The following is a 15,176-nucleotide window of genomic DNA, read 5'->3' on the forward strand; positions in this document are numbered from 1 at the left end:
TTGTCCGATTTCTACCAGATGCGACTGTCGTCCCGTGTCCCGTCGGGGACCCTGCCCGGGCGTTCGGCCTACTTGTTCTCGAGCCGCAGTCGCACTTCCTCCTCCTGGTCCCCCGAAACCGTGCCGACAACCCGGACGGCGAAGGCGTCCGCCAGGCCCTCCCGGAGCCGGTCGACCGCCCGGTAGCCGCCCTGCACATCGACCGTGACGGGGGCGCCGAGCGTCACGGATCCCGAGATCACCCGGGCCTCGGACACGTCGACGGTCGCGGCCCAGGCGGTGGGACGCTTGCCCTCGGCCTCATGGGGTACGTCGGCCGATGAGCGGTCGGTGGTGAAGGCGGCCCGCAGCACGTCGAAGACCGTGCGCGCGTCCTCCTCGGGGCAGCCGCCGAGGACGACCGACACCTCCTGGTCGTGGTGGTCCTCCGTGGCCTGCCGCTTGTCCTGTGCGCTGTTCACCGCTGCTCCTTACGAAGGGGGCAATGCCGTCATCTCCAGGCTGACCCCACCGGCAGTCGGCTGCGACAGGAGCGGCCCGGAATTCCTCGCGTGCCCGGGGAGGCCGGGGTTCACACGGATCGAAACATTTTTTACACCTATATCCACTTAAAACATGAATTCGATCGCCACCCCGAGTGACGGGCCTGTCCCGGGGTATCCGGCAAGCATGGACGTTTCGGATGGAGCCCTGAATTCCCTGGCGGTCACTCTCGCGGACGGACGCGGCGCGACGGGAGTCGTGATGGGCGTGATCGGCGTGCTCCTGGTGCTCTTGCTGATCGGTGCTTTCGTGCTGGGCAAGCGACGGCAGGACCAGGAGCTGCCCCCGCCCCGGCCGGACGAGCAGCCGGCCGGCCCCGGCCACCGCAGTCACGAGGAGAAGCGGGACGTCCACGGCGACGACCACTTCCCTGCGGACGGCCACGCCCTGTCGCCGTACGAGCTCGGCGAGCACGGCAACGAGCCGATCCGCCACGAGGACGACGACAAGCGCGACTGACCACTCCCCCGCTCCGGGCCCGGGGCCCGGACGGCATGCCCGTCCGGGCCCTCTCCGGTCGCGGCGGGCGGGCGCTCCGCGTGTTGCGGGAGCGGCAGCCCCCGGTGAGGCTGGTGACGGCCCCGATGGCCGCCGGCATCCGCGCCGCACCCCCGATGAAGGCAGTTGCACCATGACCCCAAGCACCTCCGGCACGGCGCCCGCGCGCGCGGCCCTGACCGGGTCCGCGGCTCCTTGCTGGGTCAATCTGATGACCCTGGACCTGGAGTCCGCCCAGGAGTTCTACGGCCCGGTGATGGGCTGGACCTTCCGCCCGGGCCGGCTCGGGCAGGACTTCTCGGTGGCCCGCCGCGGCGATGTGCCGGTCGCCGGCATCGGCGCCGTGGCCACCGCCTTCCGGGTCGCGGTCGCCTGGACGCCCTACTTCGCCGTCAAGGACGCGGATGTGGCCGCCTCCCGCATCCGGGAGCGCAGCGGCACGGTGGCGGTGGGGCCGCTGACGCTCGGCAAGGGGCGCGGCGCGCTGGCCGCCGACCGGGACGGGGCCGGCTTCGGTATCTGGGAACGGACCGAGCCGGCGACGTCACCGCCCGCGCCGGACGGCCATGCGCACGCCTGGCTGAGGCTGCGGACCCGGAGCGCCTTCGACGCCGCGATCTTCTACGGCGAGGTGCTGGACTGGGCGAGCGGGCTGCCCGGCGCCTGCGAGGTGTCGTACGCGAAGGACGAGGTGATCGTCCAGTGCGGGGGCCGCCAGCTGGCCCGGATCAGCTCCGGCGCGGTCGAGGCCGCCCCCGACCCGCTGGTCCGCCCGCACTGGCAGGTCAACTTCCCCGTGGACGACGTGAGGCTCGCCGTCGAGCGGGCGCGCGAGCACGGGGGCTCGCTCGTGGAGGAGCTGACCCACCCGGGGGGCCGGGAGGCGACTCTGCTCGACCCGGACGGCGGACTCTTCACCGTCACGGACGTCCACCGCGCCTCGGAGGGCGAACCGTCCTGAGGGCGTGCCTCAGGCGACCGGCAGGACGAGTTCGGGCCGGTCCCACATCACCGCGGGAGGCGCGGCCCGTACGGTGCCGGTCCGCTCCGCGCCCATGCTCAGGTAGAACCCCTCGGCCGGAGGGTGCGAGACGACGCGTACGCCGGGCAGCCCCCGGGCCTCCGCCTCCCCGCGCAGGTGGCCGATGAGCAGCCGCCCGGTGCCGGTGCCCTGCGCGTCGTCGGCGACGAAGAGCAGGTCCAGCTCGGGCGGGTCCAGGATCAGCGCATAGAAGCCGAGCACCCGGTCCGTCGCCTCCTGCACGGCGGCGAAGACCTCGTGGGCCTCGATGTAGTCCGGCCCCACCCGGTATCCGGCGACCATCGGCGCGTAGGGGCCTTCGTACGCGCGCGAGGACCGGACCAGACGGGTGAGGCGCTTGGCGTCCCGCGCGGTCGCCCGCCTGACGCGGACCGGGCCGCCGGATGCCCGGCGACCCGTCGTCGTAACGCTTGATCTCATGAAGTGAGTATTACGCATACGAGCCGGTGACCGGCCCCGGGCTCCTCAGGAGGCGGCGCGGGCCTCGCGCCACTTCTCGACCAGGGCGTCCACGTCGAACGGCCGCAGATTGAGCAGCGGTCCCGGCGGCGGACGGCGGACGGCCTCCCGGATCTTGTCGTTGACCTCGGCCAGCACCCGGCGCACCTCGGCCTCCGTCCGGATCTCCGGCAGGCCGGCGACGACGTCCTCCGCCTCCTTGCGCAACGCCAGCGCCGGCGGCAGCACCGAGACCCCTTCGCGCTGCATCTTCGACTTGATCCACCACGTCTCGTCGTACGGGGCGCTCAGCGCCTCGATCGGCTTGCCGAACCCTGGCAGCCGGGAGACGTCACCCCGCTGTTCGGACTCCCGGATCTGCTGGTCCACCCATGATTCGAAGCTGACGCCCGCGGGTTTGCGCTCGGTCACCGTGATCCGCCCTCTCGGAGTACTCCTGCTGCGGTCCTTCCCACCCTACCGACGCGCCCCGGGACGCCTGTTGGGGGCAGACGTGTACGCGCCGCGTCTCGAACGCGTTCGCGGGGGTACATGAGCGTCACGCCCGGTCGGAACGGAGCCGGGCAACGAACCGAAAGGGATGGTGGGAGTGGAACTCAGCGACCTGCGGACCGACTACCGCCGGGGGTGGTGACGATGACGACCCTCGTGATCATCCTCGCGGTCGTCGTGGTGGTGGCCGCCGGAGCGTTCCTCGTCTTCGGCCGGAAGAACGGCGGCCACGGGCTGCGGCGGCGTTTCGGACCCGAGTACGAACGTACCGTGGCGCGGCACAAGGGCGACACCAAGGCCGCCGAACAGGAACTGAACGAACGGCTGAAGCGGCACGGCTCGCTGGACGAGCGCCCGCTGACGCCGGAGGCACGGGAGGAGTACCTGGCCCGCTGGGCGCGGGTCCAGGACCGGTTCGTCGACTCGCCGCAGCAGGCGGTGGCCGAGGCCGACGCGCTCCTCGCGGAGCTGGCCCGTGACCTGGGCTTCCCCGACGGCAAGGACTTCGGCGAGCAGACCGACGCGCTCTCCGTCCACCACGCCGAGCACGTCCACGGCTACCGCCGGGTGCACGACGCCAAGCACGGCGAGGGCGGCACGGAACAGCTGCGGACGGCTCTCGTGGAGGCCCGGGGTCTCTTCGACGTCCTCGTATCCAACGGCACGGACCGACCGGTCCGCCGGGACGAGCACCACGCGGAAGGAAGTGGCACGGCATGAACAAGGACACCGATCGCACACCGCAGTCCCCGGCCGCGCCCATGGGCCGGCCGGCCGCGGATGACCGGTCCGCCGGCACCGGGTCCCCGTCCCCGTACTCCTCGGACGACAACCGGACCCGCTCCCCGCGCACGGCGCCCTCCACTCCCCCGGCCGCCGCCCCGGTGCCCCTGGCCGAGAAGAACGCCGGGCGCACGGACACAGGCCGCACGGACACCGAGCGCACCGACACCGGGCGCACCGCGCCGGACACCCCGCCCCGTCACACGGACACCGGCGGAACCGACACCGACACCCGCACCTTCCGTACGCCGGTGGCCAAGCACGAGCCGGACCGCGACAGCCGGACGCACGCCGCGCACGACGGCGCCGAAGCCCTCCTGCCGACGGGCGACCAGGACAAGCTGGCCCACCGTCTCCACCAGGCGGTGGCCGACTTCGTCGAGAGCCCGCACCGCGCGGTGGAGGAGGCGGAGTCCACGTTCGACGCGGTCGTCGCCGGTCTCACGGACGCGCTCAAGGAGCGCCGCAACACCCTGCACGTCGACGACCGCGACGGCGGCGACCCGGGAACGCGGACCGAGGAGCTGCGGATCACGCTCCAGCACTACCGCGACCTCACCGAACGGCTGCTGAAGGTCTGAGTGGTCCCTGGCCGGAGACCCGGCTCGTCCCCTTCGCCCTCTGCCCCCGGCGCGCGTGCGGCCGGGGGCAGAGGGCTGTGGGCGTGACGGCAGCCGCTACGCGCCGGCGTAGACGACCAGTTCGCTCCGCAGCCTCCGCAGCGTCGGACCGGGGACGCGCAGGCCGTCGCGCACGTATCCGTCCAGACCGCCCCAGCGTTCGTCCATGGCGGCCAGGGCCGTGTCGAGGTAGCGGGGGCGGACCTCGATGATCGCGGAGGCGGTCTCCGGGTCGCCGCCCGCGTCGAGGAAGCCCTGCACGTACGGCCGGCCGACGATCCGGAGCACCGGGTTGACCGCCAGGAACTCCCGCCGCACGACGTCCCGCGAGGCACCGAGGACGAGGAGCAACAGGGCCGCGGCCCAGCCGGCGCGGTCCTTGCCGGTCGCGCAGTGGAAGAGCACCGGCCGCGCGGCGGGGTCGGCGGCCGTGTCGATGAAGGCTCGGTACGCAGCCGCGGCCCCCGGTGACAGCACCATCTGGCGGTACGACTGCGCGACCGCTTCCTCGGCCTTGCCGTTGCCCAGGAGGCGTTCCGCCTCGACCGGGTCGGCGAGCAGCGCGCGGAAGCGGGCGGGGGTGATGCCGGGGTTGTCCCCGAGCACGTCGGCCACGAAGAGCCGGGAGCCGGGCGGCAGGGCGTCGGGCGCCGAGGCGCGCTCGTCGGCGGTCCGCAGGTCGACGACCGTACGGATGCCGAGCGCGGCCACGGCCGCGGCGTCCACCGGGTCCAGGCCGCCGAGCCGGCCGGAGCGCAGCACCACACCCTGCCGGACCTGTCGGCCGGGGCCCAGGGTGATGCCTCCCAGATCGCGCAGATTGAGGGCGGAAACGGTCGGGACGGCCCTGACGGTTTGCACGATGGATTTCCTCTTTTCCCGGCACGCGTCCGAATTCGTTTCGGCCTGGCCGGATCAAAAGTCGCATGATGTCGTCACATCGACAAAGTAAAACGCCGGGGATCACCGATCGGGCGCGGGCGGGCCGTGGCCTCGCAACAGCGGGCCGTCGGCCGGGCGGTCGCGGGGGTTCGGAGAGGCGCAAAGGGCTGCGGGGCGGCCCCGGTCTCACCCTGCCAGCAGCCGTGCCTTCTGGGCGTCGAATTCGGCTTCGGTCAGGACGCCCTGCTCCTTCAGCGCGGCCAGCCGCTCCAGCTGCCCGATGATGTCCTCGCCCGGCGAGGCGGCGGGCTGCGAGGCGGGCGGCATCGGCTGCCGGTCGGCCTCCTGCTCGGCGAACCTGGCCTGCTGGCGCTGCTGGACGCGCCCGGAGACCGCGGACGCGGTGCCCGCGACGACGGCGGTGCGCGCCGCTGCCCCGATGAGGCCGGGTCCGCGGCGGTTCATTCCGGGTCCTCGGAAGATCGGCATGGTGTGTTCCCCTTCCGGTGCGGGCGTCAGCTCTCGTGGCCGGCGGCGGAGGCGGCGGCCTCCGCGACCTCGGCGGGAATCCGTTCGTGGGCGATGACCTGACCGCCCGACGCGCGGACGGCCTCGGCCAGCGGGACAGCCCACAGGTCCTCCCACACGATCAGCGCGGCGGAACTCCCCGGCGGCACGCGCTCGCCGAGCATCCGGATGTCCTCGCTGCTGAGCATGCCGCTGACCTCACCCTCGACCGGCTCGAAGGAGACGAGGTCGTCGGGGTCGAGATCGTCCAGCTCGACGGCCTGGATGGTGCCGTCCTCGGCCCGTTGCACGAAGGTCAGGTCCAGGATGCGCACCGCCTTCGAGGCGACCGCGTCGGCCAGGGCCGGCGCGATGGCGCCGGTGAACCGGCTGCCGGGAAAGGCGACGACGAGGTACTCCACTGGTCCCACGGTCACGGGCGCGTCCTCTCCGCATGAATGGATTGCCAGCAGCATAACTTTGGGCATTCATGGGCGCACTGTGGCGAATCATCACATAACGGCAGTTGTGGCTACGCGACAGTAAGTAAAGGATCAAGTGCGCTGGGGGAGGGCAAGGTCACAGGCCGACGCACTGCTGCTCCCCCGGGAGCTGTCCTAGCATCTGGGCCATGACGGTCCAGCCTGCTGACGGGCTTTCGCTGGCCGCCGGATTCCCCGACCCCGCCCATGAGCAGTGGCAGACCCTCGTCGAGGGCGTGCTGCGCAAATCGGGCAAGGACGTGTCGGGACCGGCCGCCGAGAAAGCACTGTCCACCACGGTGGAGGACGGGCTCATCACCCGCCCCCTCTACACCTCGCGCGACGACGCGCCCGATGCCGGTCTCCCGGGCTTCGCCCCCTTCACCCGCGGCAGCAGGCCGGAGGGTGGTACGGCGAGCGGCTGGGGCGTAAGGCAGCGGCACGCGTTCACCGACCCGGCCCGGTTCAACGAGGCCGTGCTCGCGGACCTGGAGAACGGCGTCACCTCGTTGTGGCTGGCCGTCGGTGGCGCCTCCGGCGTACCGGTGTCCGGTCTGGATCGGGCACTCGACGGCGTCCTGCTCGACCTGGCGCCGATCGTCCTGGACGCGGGCGCGGAACTGGACGCGGCGGCCACGGAGTTGCTGCGACTGTGCGCGGAGCGCGGTGTCCCGGCCGGAGAGGTACGGGGCAGCCTCGGCGCCGATCCGCTGGGACGGGCCGCGCGCGAGGGCGGCGAGCCGGACCTGACGCAGGCCGTGCGCTGGGCGCGGCGGTGCGCCGAGGAGTTCCCGGGGCTGCGGGCGATCGTCGTGGACGCGATGCCCTACCACGAGGCCGGCGGTTCGGCGGCCCAGGAGCTGGGCGCCTCGCTGGCCACGGGCGTCGCCTACCTGCGGGCGCTGACGGATGCCGGGCTCGGCGTCGAAGAGGCGTGCGGGCAGCTGGAGTTCCGGTACGCGGCGACCGCCGACCAGTTCCTGACGATCGCCAGGACGCGGGCGGCGCGCCGGCTGTGGGCGCGGGTCGCCGAGGTCTGCGGGGCTCCAGGTGCCGGGGCGCAGCGGCAGCACGCGGTGACCTCGCCGGTGATGATGACGCGGCGCGATCCGTGGGTGAACATGCTGCGGACGACGCTGGCGAGTCTGGGCGCGGGCGTCGGCGGGGCGGACGCGGTGACGGTGCTGCCGTTCGATCACTCGCTGGGCCTGCCCGACGCGTTCGCCCGGCGCATCGCCCGTAACACCTCCACGATCCTTCTCGAGGAGTCGCACCTGGCCCGGGTCATCGACCCGGCGGGCGGTTCCTGGTACGTGGAGCGGCTCACCGACGAACTCGCGGAGGCGGCCTGGTCGTTCTTCCAGGAGATCGAGCGGGCGGGCGGCCAGGCCGCCGCGCTGGACTCGGGCCTGGTCGCGGAGCGGATCGCGGCGACCTGGGAGGCGCGCAAGAAGGACCTGGCGCGACGCAAGGAGCCGGTGACCGGGGTGAGCGAGTTCCCGCTGCTGGACGAGCGTCCGGTGGAGCGTGAGCCGCTGCCGTCGGCCCCCGTGGGCGGCGGGCTTCCGGTCGTGCGGCGCGACGAGGCGTTCGAGGCGCTGCGGGTCCGCTCGGACGCCCATCTGGCGGCGACCGGCGCCCGGCCGAAGGTGTTCATCGCCGCGCTCGGCCCGGCAGCGGCCCACACCGCGCGGGCCTCCTTCGCCGCGAACCTGTTCCGGGCGGGCGGGATCGAGGCCGTGCACGAGCCGACGCTGGTGGACGCGTCGACGGTGGCCGAGGCGTTCGCCGCCTCGGGGACGGACGTGGCGTGCCTGTGCTCCAACGACGCGCTCTACGCCGAACAGGCGGCGGAGGTCGCCGAGGCGCTGGCAGCGGCGGGCGCGCGGCGCGTGTACCTGGCGGGGCGGCCCGCCGCGTACGACGGTGTCGACGCATACGTCTTCGCCGGCTGCGACGCGGTGGACGTGCTCTCTTCCCTTCTCGACCGGATGGGTGTGGCGTAATGCGTATCCCCGACTTCTCCGACATCGGGCTCGGGCCGGACGGCTCCCCCGAGGTCACCGAGGACCAGTGGCGCGCCGCGGTCAAGGAGTCCTCCGGCAGCTCCGACGGCGACCTGCTGTGGGAGACCCCCGAGGGCATCACGGTCAAGCCGCTGTACACCGGCCGGGATCTGGAGGGCCTCGACTTCCTCGGGACGTACCCCGGCATCGCGCCGTATCTGCGCGGTCCGTACCCGACGATGTACGTCAACCAGCCCTGGACGATCCGGCAGTACGCGGGTTTCTCCACCGCCGAGGAGTCCAACGCCTTCTACCGGCGCAATCTGGCGGCCGGGCAGAAGGGCCTGTCGGTCGCCTTCGACCTGCCGACGCACCGGGGCTACGACAGCGACCACCCCCGGGTGACCGGTGACGTCGGCATGGCGGGTGTGGCGATCGACTCGATCTACGACATGCGTCAGCTCTTCGACGGCATCCCGCTGGACCGGATGTCGGTGTCGATGACGATGAACGGCGCGGTGCTGCCGGTCCTCGCGCTGTACATCGTGGCCGCCGAGGAGCAGGGCGTACCGCCGGAAAAGCTGGCCGGGACCATTCAGAACGACATTTTGAAGGAGTTCATGGTCCGCAACACCTACATCTATCCGCCGAAGCCCTCGATGCGGATCATCTCCGACATCTTCTCCTACACCTCAAGGAAGATGCCGCGCTACAACTCGATCTCCATCTCCGGCTACCACATCCAGGAGGCCGGGGCGACGGCCGATCTGGAGCTCGCGTACACCCTGGCCGACGGGGTGGAGTACCTGCGCGCCGGACAGGACGCCGGGCTCGACGTCGACGCGTTCGCGCCGCGGCTGTCATTCTTCTGGGCGATCGGCATGAACTTCTTCATGGAGATCGCGAAGCTGCGCGCCGCCCGGCTCCTCTGGGCCAAGCTCGTGCAGCAGTTCGAGCCGAAGAACGCCAAATCGCTGTCGCTGCGCACGCACTCGCAGACCTCCGGCTGGTCGCTGACCGCGCAGGACGTGTTCAACAACGTCACCCGCACCTGCGTGGAGGCGATGGCCGCCACCCAGGGCCACACCCAGTCGCTGCACACCAACGCCCTCGACGAGGCGCTGGCCCTGCCCACGGACTTCTCCGCGCGCATCGCCCGCAACACCCAGCTGCTGCTCCAGCAGGAGTCCGGCACCGGCCGGGTCATCGACCCGTGGGGCGGCAGCGCGTACGTGGAGAAGCTGACGTACGACCTGGCGCGGCGGGCCTGGAAACACATCGAGGAGGTCGAGGCGGCCGGCGGCATGGCGAAGGCCATCGACGCGGGCATCCCGAAGCTGCGCATCGAGGAGGCCGCCGCCCGCACCCAGGCCCGCATCGACTCCGGCCGCCAGCCGGTGATCGGGGTCAACAAGTACCGGGTCGAGACCGACGAGCAGATCGACGTGCTCAAGGTCGACAACTCCTCGGTGCGCGCCCAGCAGATCGAGAAGCTGCGCCGGCTGCGCGAGGAGCGCGACGAGCAGGCGTGCCAGGAAGCGCTGCGTGCGCTGACCGCGGCCGCCGAGCGGGACCCCGGCCCCGGCCTGGAGGGCAATCTGCTGGCGCTGGCCGTGGACGCGGCCCGCGCGATGGCGACCGTGGGCGAGATCTCGGACGCCCTGGAGAAGGTCTACGGCCGGCACGCGGGCCAGATCCGTACGATCTCCGGTGTGTACCGCAACGAGGCAGGGGAGTCGCCGTCCGTGGACCGCACCCGCGCACTGGTCGACGCGTTCGAGGAGGCGGAGGGGCGGCGTCCGCGCATCCTGGTCGCCAAGATGGGCCAGGACGGGCACGACCGGGGCCAGAAGGTGATCGCGACCGCCTTCGCCGACCTGGGCTTCGACGTGGACGTCGGCCCGCTCTTCCAGACCCCGGGCGAGGTCGCCCGGCAGGCGGTCGAGGCGGACGTGCACATCGTGGGCGTCTCGTCGCTGGCCGCCGGTCACCTCACGCTCGTCCCGGCGCTCCGCGAGGAGCTGGCCGCCGAGGGGCGCGAGGACATCATGATCGTGGTGGGCGGGGTGATTCCGCCCCAGGACGTCGACGCGCTCCTGGAGGCGGGTGCCGCGGCCGTGTTCCCGCCCGGGACGGTGATCCCGGAGGCGGCCCACGACCTGGTGACGCGGCTCGGTTCCGCTCTCGGCCACGAGCTGTGAGCCGCTGAACCATGGCCCCGAGGATCGATCTCGACAGTTATGTGAAGGGCGTCCTCGACGGGAGGCGCGCGCACATCGCGCGCGCCATCACCCTCGTCGAGTCGACCCGCCCCGATCACCGTGCGCTGGCGCAGGAGCTGCTGCGCCGGCTGCTGCCGCACTCGGGCCACGCCCGGCGCGTCGGCATCAGCGGGGTGCCGGGGGTCGGCAAGTCGACGTTCATCGACGCGCTCGGCACCATGCTCACCGGGCTCGGGCACCGGGTCGCCGTGCTGGCGGTCGACCCGTCGTCCAGCCGTACGGGCGGTTCCATCCTGGGCGACAAGACCCGGATGGAGCGCCTCGCGGTGGACCCGGCGGCCTTCGTGCGCCCCTCCCCCACCGCCGGCACGCTGGGCGGGGTGGCGAAGGCGACCCGCGAGTCCGTCGTGGTGATGGAGGCGGCGGGCTACGACGTGGTGCTGGTGGAGACCGTCGGTGTCGGCCAGTCGGAGACCGCGGTCGCCAACATGGTCGACACGTTCCTGCTGCTGACCCTGGCACGCACCGGTGACCAGTTGCAGGGCATCAAGAAGGGCGTCCTGGAGCTCGCGGACGCCATCGCCGTCAACAAGGCGGACGGCCCGCACGAACGCGACGCGCGCGCCGCCGCCCGTGAACTGGCGGGCGCGCTGCGGCTGATGCACCCGGTGGACGCGGCGTGGACCCCGCCGGTGCTGACGTGCAGCGCACGTGAGTCGACCGGTCTCGACACGCTGTGGGAGCGGCTGGAACAGCACCGGGCGCTCCTGGAGTCGACGGGCAGGCTCGCCGCCAAGCGCGCCGGGCAGCAGGTCGACTGGACCTGGACGATGGTGCGCGACGAGCTGTTGGAGAGCCTGCGCGCCCATGCCGGGGTGCGTGCGCTGGCGCCGGACCTGGAGCGGCGCGTACGCGAGGGGACGCTGCCGGCGACGCTCGCCGCCGAGGAGATCCTCGCCGCGTTCCGGGGCCCCGGCCCGGCGGACCGAGCCGCCGGGCGGTGACCCGGGCCCCGCGCCCGGGTCACATCCGGGCGTGCAGGGCTTCGGTGTGCTTGTGGACCTGTTCCGGGGTCATATAGCTGTCGGTGTACTCGAAGTCCCGCAACGTCGCCGGCTTGCGCATCTGGAAGCCGGTGCGCACGAAGTCGTCGCCCGCCGTGGCGTTGATGAGCCAGTTCGCCATGACGCGGGCCTTGGCCACGTTGGTGCGCAGCGCCGTCCAGTGGTAGCCGCGGGCCACGGCCTGGGCGCCGATGCCGTGCATCTCGATGCCCAGGGGCTTGGACACGGCGTCCTTGCCGCCGAGGTCCACTACGAGCCCGAGGTCCTTGTGGACGTAGGGCTGCAACGGCTGGTTGCGGAGCTTCGCCAGGAGGTTGTCGGCGAGCTTGCGGCCCTGGCGCAGCGCGTGCTGGGCGGTGGGCGGGCAGACCGCGCCGTCGCCCTTGGCCAGGTCGGGCACGGCGGCCACGTCGCCGAGCGCGAAGATGCCCTCGTGGCCGGGCAGCGTCATCTCGGGCGTGACGGCGAGCCGGCCCTTGACGGTCTCCGCGTCGAAGGTGCCGACCAGGGGGCTGGCGGCGACCCCGGCGGTCCAGATCAGCGTCCGGCAGGGCAGCACCCGGCCGTCGGTGAACTTCACGGTGTCGGGCCCCGCCTCGGCGATCGACACGCCGAGCGAGACCTCGATCCCCCGGTCGCGCAGCACCTTGAGGGCGCTGGCACCGAGCTTGTCGCCGAGCTCGGGCATGAGCTTCGGGGCGATGTCGATCAGGTGCCACTTGATGAGCTTCGGGTCGAGGCGGGGGTAGTGCCGCAGCGCGTTGGTGGTCAGGCGCTGGAGACAGGCCGCGGTCTCGGTGCCGGCGTAGCCGCCGCCGACCACGACGAACTGGAGCCGCGAGGCGCGCTCCTCCTCGTCGTGGCTGGCGTCCGCGAGGTCGAGCTGCGCGATCACGTGGTCGCGTACGTAGGCGGCCTCGGCCAGCGTCTTCATACCGCGGGCGTGGTCGAGGAGCCCGGGGATGTCGAAGGTGCGGGTGACGCTGCCGGGGCTGAGGACGAGGTGGTCGTACGGTTCGTCGACGATCTCGTCGGTGATCTTGCGGACCACGCACACCTTAGCCTTGGGGTCCACGCCGATGGCCCCGCCGGGGATGATGCGGGTGCGGTGGCGGCTGCTCCGGCGCAGTGACACGGCGACGGACTGCGGGGTGAGCACCCCGGAGGCCACCTGGGGCAGCAGGGGCAGGTAGAGCTGGTACGAGAACGGGGCGACGAGCGCGATGTCCGCTTCACCGGGCCGCAGCCCCCGCTCCAGACGGCGTACGCACTCGACCCCGGCGAAACCGGCTCCGACTACGAGAATCCTGGGTCGTGCCACAGTGATCGTCCCTTCTGGGGGTCTGCACGGTCGTCCGTTCGCCTGCCCCGTCACACGCGCCCGTCACCTCTCATCTTCACGACCGGGCGGCGAGTGCGCCTGCTGGGACGGCAGAACGGACGACCGGACCGGCTCATCGGGCCAGGTAGCCGACCACGCCGCAGGCGCCGCCCGCCGCTCCCGCGCAGAGCAGGGCGGTGGCGACGCAGCGGACGCGGAGCCTGCGGTAGTGCGCGGTGTACTCGCCGCGCAACTGCAGGGCGCGGGCGGAGATCCGCGCCAGCACCACCCGTGATTCGGCGGTCCGCTCCGCGGTGTAGACGCGTTCCACGTCCTCGCGCTGGGCGGTCGTGAGCCAGGGCAGCTGGTCGGTGAAGCGGCGGGCGAGCCCGCGTGCCTGCTCGACCTCGGCGTTCCACAGCAGGTAGCCCTCCATCTGGGCCAGCCCCCGGGCGCTCTCGGCGTCCGGGTCGGCCGGCGCCCGCCTCTCCTCGCCGCTCACGCCTGCTTGTCCCCGGGCGCCACGGTGACCGAGGTGTCGGGCCGGGTGGCGGACTCCTCCAGCTCACGCACGGCGGGGTGGTGGAGGTCGAACGCCGGGGATTCGGAACGGATACGGGGCAGGGTGACGAAGTTGTGCCGGGGCGGCGGGCAGGAGGTCGCCCACTCCAGCGAACGGCCGTAGCCCCACGGGTCGTCGACCTCGATCTGCTTGCCGTACTTGGCGGTCTTCCACACGTTGTACAGGAAGGGCAGCATCGACAGGCCCAGCAGGAACGAGGAGATCGACGAGATGGTGTTCAGCGCGGTGAAGCCGTCCGACGCGAGGTAGTCCGCGTACCTGCGCGGCATGCCCTCGGCGCCCAGCCAGTGCTGTACCAGGAACGTGCCGTGGAAGCCCGTGAACAGCGTCCAGAAGGTCATCTTGCCGAGCCGCTCGTCCAGCATCTTCCCGGTGAACTTCGGCCACCAGAAGTGGAACCCGGCGAACATCGCGAACACCACCGTGCCGAAGACGACGTAGTGGAAGTGCGCGACCACGAAGTACGAGTCGGAGACGTGGAAGTCGAGCGGCGGGGAAGCCAGGATCACCCCGGTCAGACCGCCGAAGAGGAAGGTGACGAGGAAGCCGACGGACCAGAGCATCGGGGTCTCGAAGGAGAGCGAGCCCTTCCACATCGTGCCGATCCAGTTGAAGAACTTCACCCCGGTGGGCACCGCGATGAGGAACGTCATGAACGAGAAGAACGGCAGCAGCACCCCGCCGGTGACGTACATGTGGTGGGCCCACACCGTGATCGAGAGTCCGGCGATGGCGGTCGTCGCGGCCACCAGGCCGATGTAGCCGAAGATCGGCTTGCGGCTGAAGACCGGGATGATCTCGGAGACGATGCCGAAGAACGGCAGGGCGATGATGTACACCTCTGGATGCCCGAAGAACCAGAAGAGGTGCTGCCAGAGCAACGCGCCGCCGTTGGCCGCGTCGAAGACGTGGGCGCCGAACTTGCGGTCCGCCTCCAGCGCCAGGAGTGCCCCGGCGAGCACCGGGAACGCCAGCAGCACCAGCACAGCGGTCAGCAGGACGTTCCAGACGAAGATCGGCATGCGGAACATCGTCATGCCGGGGGCGCGCATGCAGATGATCGTGGTGACGAAGTTGACCGAACCGAGAATCGTGCCGAAGCCGGAGAAGGCCAGGCCCATGATCCACAGGTCACCGCCGACTCCGGGCGAGCGGACCACGTCGGTCAGCGGGGAGTAGGCGAACCAGCCGAAGTCGGCGGCACCGTTCGGGGTGAGGAAGCCGGCCACCGCGATGAGTGAGCCGAAGAGGTACAGCCAGTACGCGAACATGTTCAGCCGGGGGAAGGCCACGTCGGGCGCGCCGATCTGCAGCGGCATGATCCAGTTGGTGAATCCGGCGAACAGCGGCGTCGCGAACATCAGCAGCATGATCGTGCCGTGCATCGTGAACGCCTGGTTGAACTGCTCGTTCGACATGATCTGCATGCCGGGCCTGGCCAGTTCGGCGCGCATGAAGAGCGCCAGCAGACCACCGCCGAGGAAGAACGCGAACGAGGTGACCAGGTAGAGCGTGCCGATCGTCTTGTGATCGGTGGTGGTCGCCCACTTGATGACGACGTTGCCGGGCTCCCTTCTGCGCACCGGTAGTTCGTTGGAGTACGACTCCTCGTCCTCCGCCGTACCTGCTGTGCCCGTCGTCGTCACGGGGCCGCTCCTTCGCTTGTGCATCC

Annotated in this window: 16 protein-coding genes; 7 read left to right on the top strand and 9 right to left on the bottom strand. The window is 71.6% G+C overall.

Translation table 11 applies throughout. The features are described 5' to 3' along the window. Positions 1–68: 68 nt before the first annotated feature. Positions 69–461 (bottom strand): hypothetical protein, encoded by a 393-nt coding sequence (locus OG242_RS01530; protein ID WP_405896389.1) that lies wholly within the window; start codon positions 459–461, stop codon positions 69–71. A 208-nt stretch (positions 462–669) separates the two neighbouring features. Between OG242_RS01530 and OG242_RS01535 the strand changes: the two genes are divergently transcribed. Together OG242_RS01535 and OG242_RS01540 are read left to right on the top strand one after the other, a co-directional pair. Further along, positions 670–1,002 carry a DUF6479 family protein gene (locus tag OG242_RS01535; RefSeq protein ID WP_405896390.1) on the top strand — a complete coding sequence of 111 codons (333 nt, stop codon included), beginning with the start codon at positions 670–672 and terminating at the stop codon, positions 1,000–1,002. Positions 1,003–1,174: 172 nt separating this feature from the next. Beyond that, a complete protein-coding gene (locus tag OG242_RS01540) occupies positions 1,175–2,002 on the top strand; it encodes a VOC family protein (protein ID WP_405896391.1) in 828 nt (275 codons plus the stop codon). Between the two features lie 9 nt (positions 2,003–2,011). On the opposite strand, the gene OG242_RS01545 is transcribed toward OG242_RS01540, so the two are convergent. Next, positions 2,012–2,503, bottom strand: a complete 492-nt coding sequence (locus OG242_RS01545; protein ID WP_405896392.1) for a GNAT family N-acetyltransferase — start codon at positions 2,501–2,503, stop codon at positions 2,012–2,014. A gap of 45 nt (positions 2,504–2,548) precedes the next feature. Beyond that, positions 2,549–2,953 (bottom strand): DUF1992 domain-containing protein, encoded by a 405-nt coding sequence (locus tag OG242_RS01550; protein WP_405896393.1) that lies wholly within the window; start codon positions 2,951–2,953, stop codon positions 2,549–2,551. 216 nt (positions 2,954–3,169) lie between these two features. Here OG242_RS01550 and OG242_RS01555 point away from each other — a divergent pair, with 216 nt between their 5' ends. Continuing rightward, a complete protein-coding gene (locus tag OG242_RS01555) occupies positions 3,170–3,754 on the top strand; it encodes a hypothetical protein (protein WP_405896394.1) in 585 nt (194 codons plus the stop codon). Beyond that, entirely contained in the window at positions 3,751–4,398 is a 648-nt protein-coding gene (locus tag OG242_RS01560) for a hypothetical protein (protein WP_405896395.1), read from the top strand. The genes OG242_RS01555 and OG242_RS01560 overlap by 4 nt, the downstream gene beginning before the upstream one ends. Before the next feature lie 96 nt (positions 4,399–4,494). Here the strand turns inward: OG242_RS01560 and OG242_RS01565 are convergent, their stop codons facing one another. From OG242_RS01565 to OG242_RS01575, 3 genes are all read right to left on the bottom strand, one after another. Beyond that, the gene (locus tag OG242_RS01565) at positions 4,495–5,298 is read right to left on the bottom strand and encodes a tyrosine-protein phosphatase (protein WP_405896396.1); all 804 of its coding nucleotides are present in this window, start codon (positions 5,296–5,298) and stop codon (positions 4,495–4,497) included. 207 nt (positions 5,299–5,505) lie between these two features. Further along, the gene (locus OG242_RS01570) at positions 5,506–5,784 is read right to left on the bottom strand and encodes an SHOCT domain-containing protein (protein WP_405896397.1); all 279 of its coding nucleotides are present in this window, start codon (positions 5,782–5,784) and stop codon (positions 5,506–5,508) included. A gap of 50 nt (positions 5,785–5,834) precedes the next feature. Then, positions 5,835–6,263: a DUF1269 domain-containing protein gene (locus tag OG242_RS01575; protein WP_256332913.1), complete on the bottom strand. Its 429-nt coding sequence runs from the start codon at positions 6,261–6,263 to the stop codon at positions 5,835–5,837. A gap of 194 nt (positions 6,264–6,457) precedes the next feature. Here OG242_RS01575 and mutA point away from each other — a divergent pair, with 194 nt between their 5' ends. The 3 genes from mutA to meaB are packed head-to-tail and all read left to right on the top strand — an operon-like array spanning position 6,458 to position 11,540. Continuing rightward, positions 6,458–8,314, top strand: a complete 1,857-nt coding sequence (gene mutA / locus OG242_RS01580) for a methylmalonyl-CoA mutase small subunit (RefSeq protein ID WP_405896398.1) — start codon at positions 6,458–6,460, stop codon at positions 8,312–8,314. Then, positions 8,314–10,515, top strand: coding sequence for a methylmalonyl-CoA mutase (gene scpA, locus OG242_RS01585; RefSeq protein WP_405896399.1), 2,202 nt, complete (start codon positions 8,314–8,316; stop codon positions 10,513–10,515). Before mutA ends, scpA begins: the two co-directional genes overlap by 1 nt. 11 nt (positions 10,516–10,526) lie before the next feature. Then, positions 10,527–11,540, top strand: a complete 1,014-nt coding sequence (gene meaB / locus OG242_RS01590) for a methylmalonyl Co-A mutase-associated GTPase MeaB (RefSeq protein ID WP_405896400.1) — start codon at positions 10,527–10,529, stop codon at positions 11,538–11,540. A gap of 19 nt (positions 11,541–11,559) precedes the next feature. On the opposite strand, the gene OG242_RS01595 is transcribed toward meaB, so the two are convergent. From OG242_RS01595 to ctaD, 3 genes are all read right to left on the bottom strand, one after another. Further along, the gene (locus OG242_RS01595) at positions 11,560–12,921 is read right to left on the bottom strand and encodes an NAD(P)/FAD-dependent oxidoreductase (protein ID WP_405896401.1); all 1,362 of its coding nucleotides are present in this window, start codon (positions 12,919–12,921) and stop codon (positions 11,560–11,562) included. Positions 12,922–13,054: 133 nt separating this feature from the next. Continuing rightward, entirely contained in the window at positions 13,055–13,423 is a 369-nt protein-coding gene (locus OG242_RS01600; RefSeq protein ID WP_405896402.1) for a hypothetical protein, read from the bottom strand. Further along, positions 13,420–15,150 carry a cytochrome c oxidase subunit I gene (gene ctaD, locus OG242_RS01605; protein WP_405896403.1) on the bottom strand — a complete coding sequence of 577 codons (1,731 nt, stop codon included), beginning with the start codon at positions 15,148–15,150 and terminating at the stop codon, positions 13,420–13,422. The genes OG242_RS01600 and ctaD overlap by 4 nt, the downstream gene beginning before the upstream one ends. Between the last annotated feature and the right edge of the window lie 26 nt (positions 15,151–15,176).

The sequence above is a fragment of the Streptomyces sp. NBC_00727 genome, assembly GCF_045161745.1.
GTDB lineage: Bacteria > Actinomycetota > Actinomycetes > Streptomycetales > Streptomycetaceae > Streptomyces.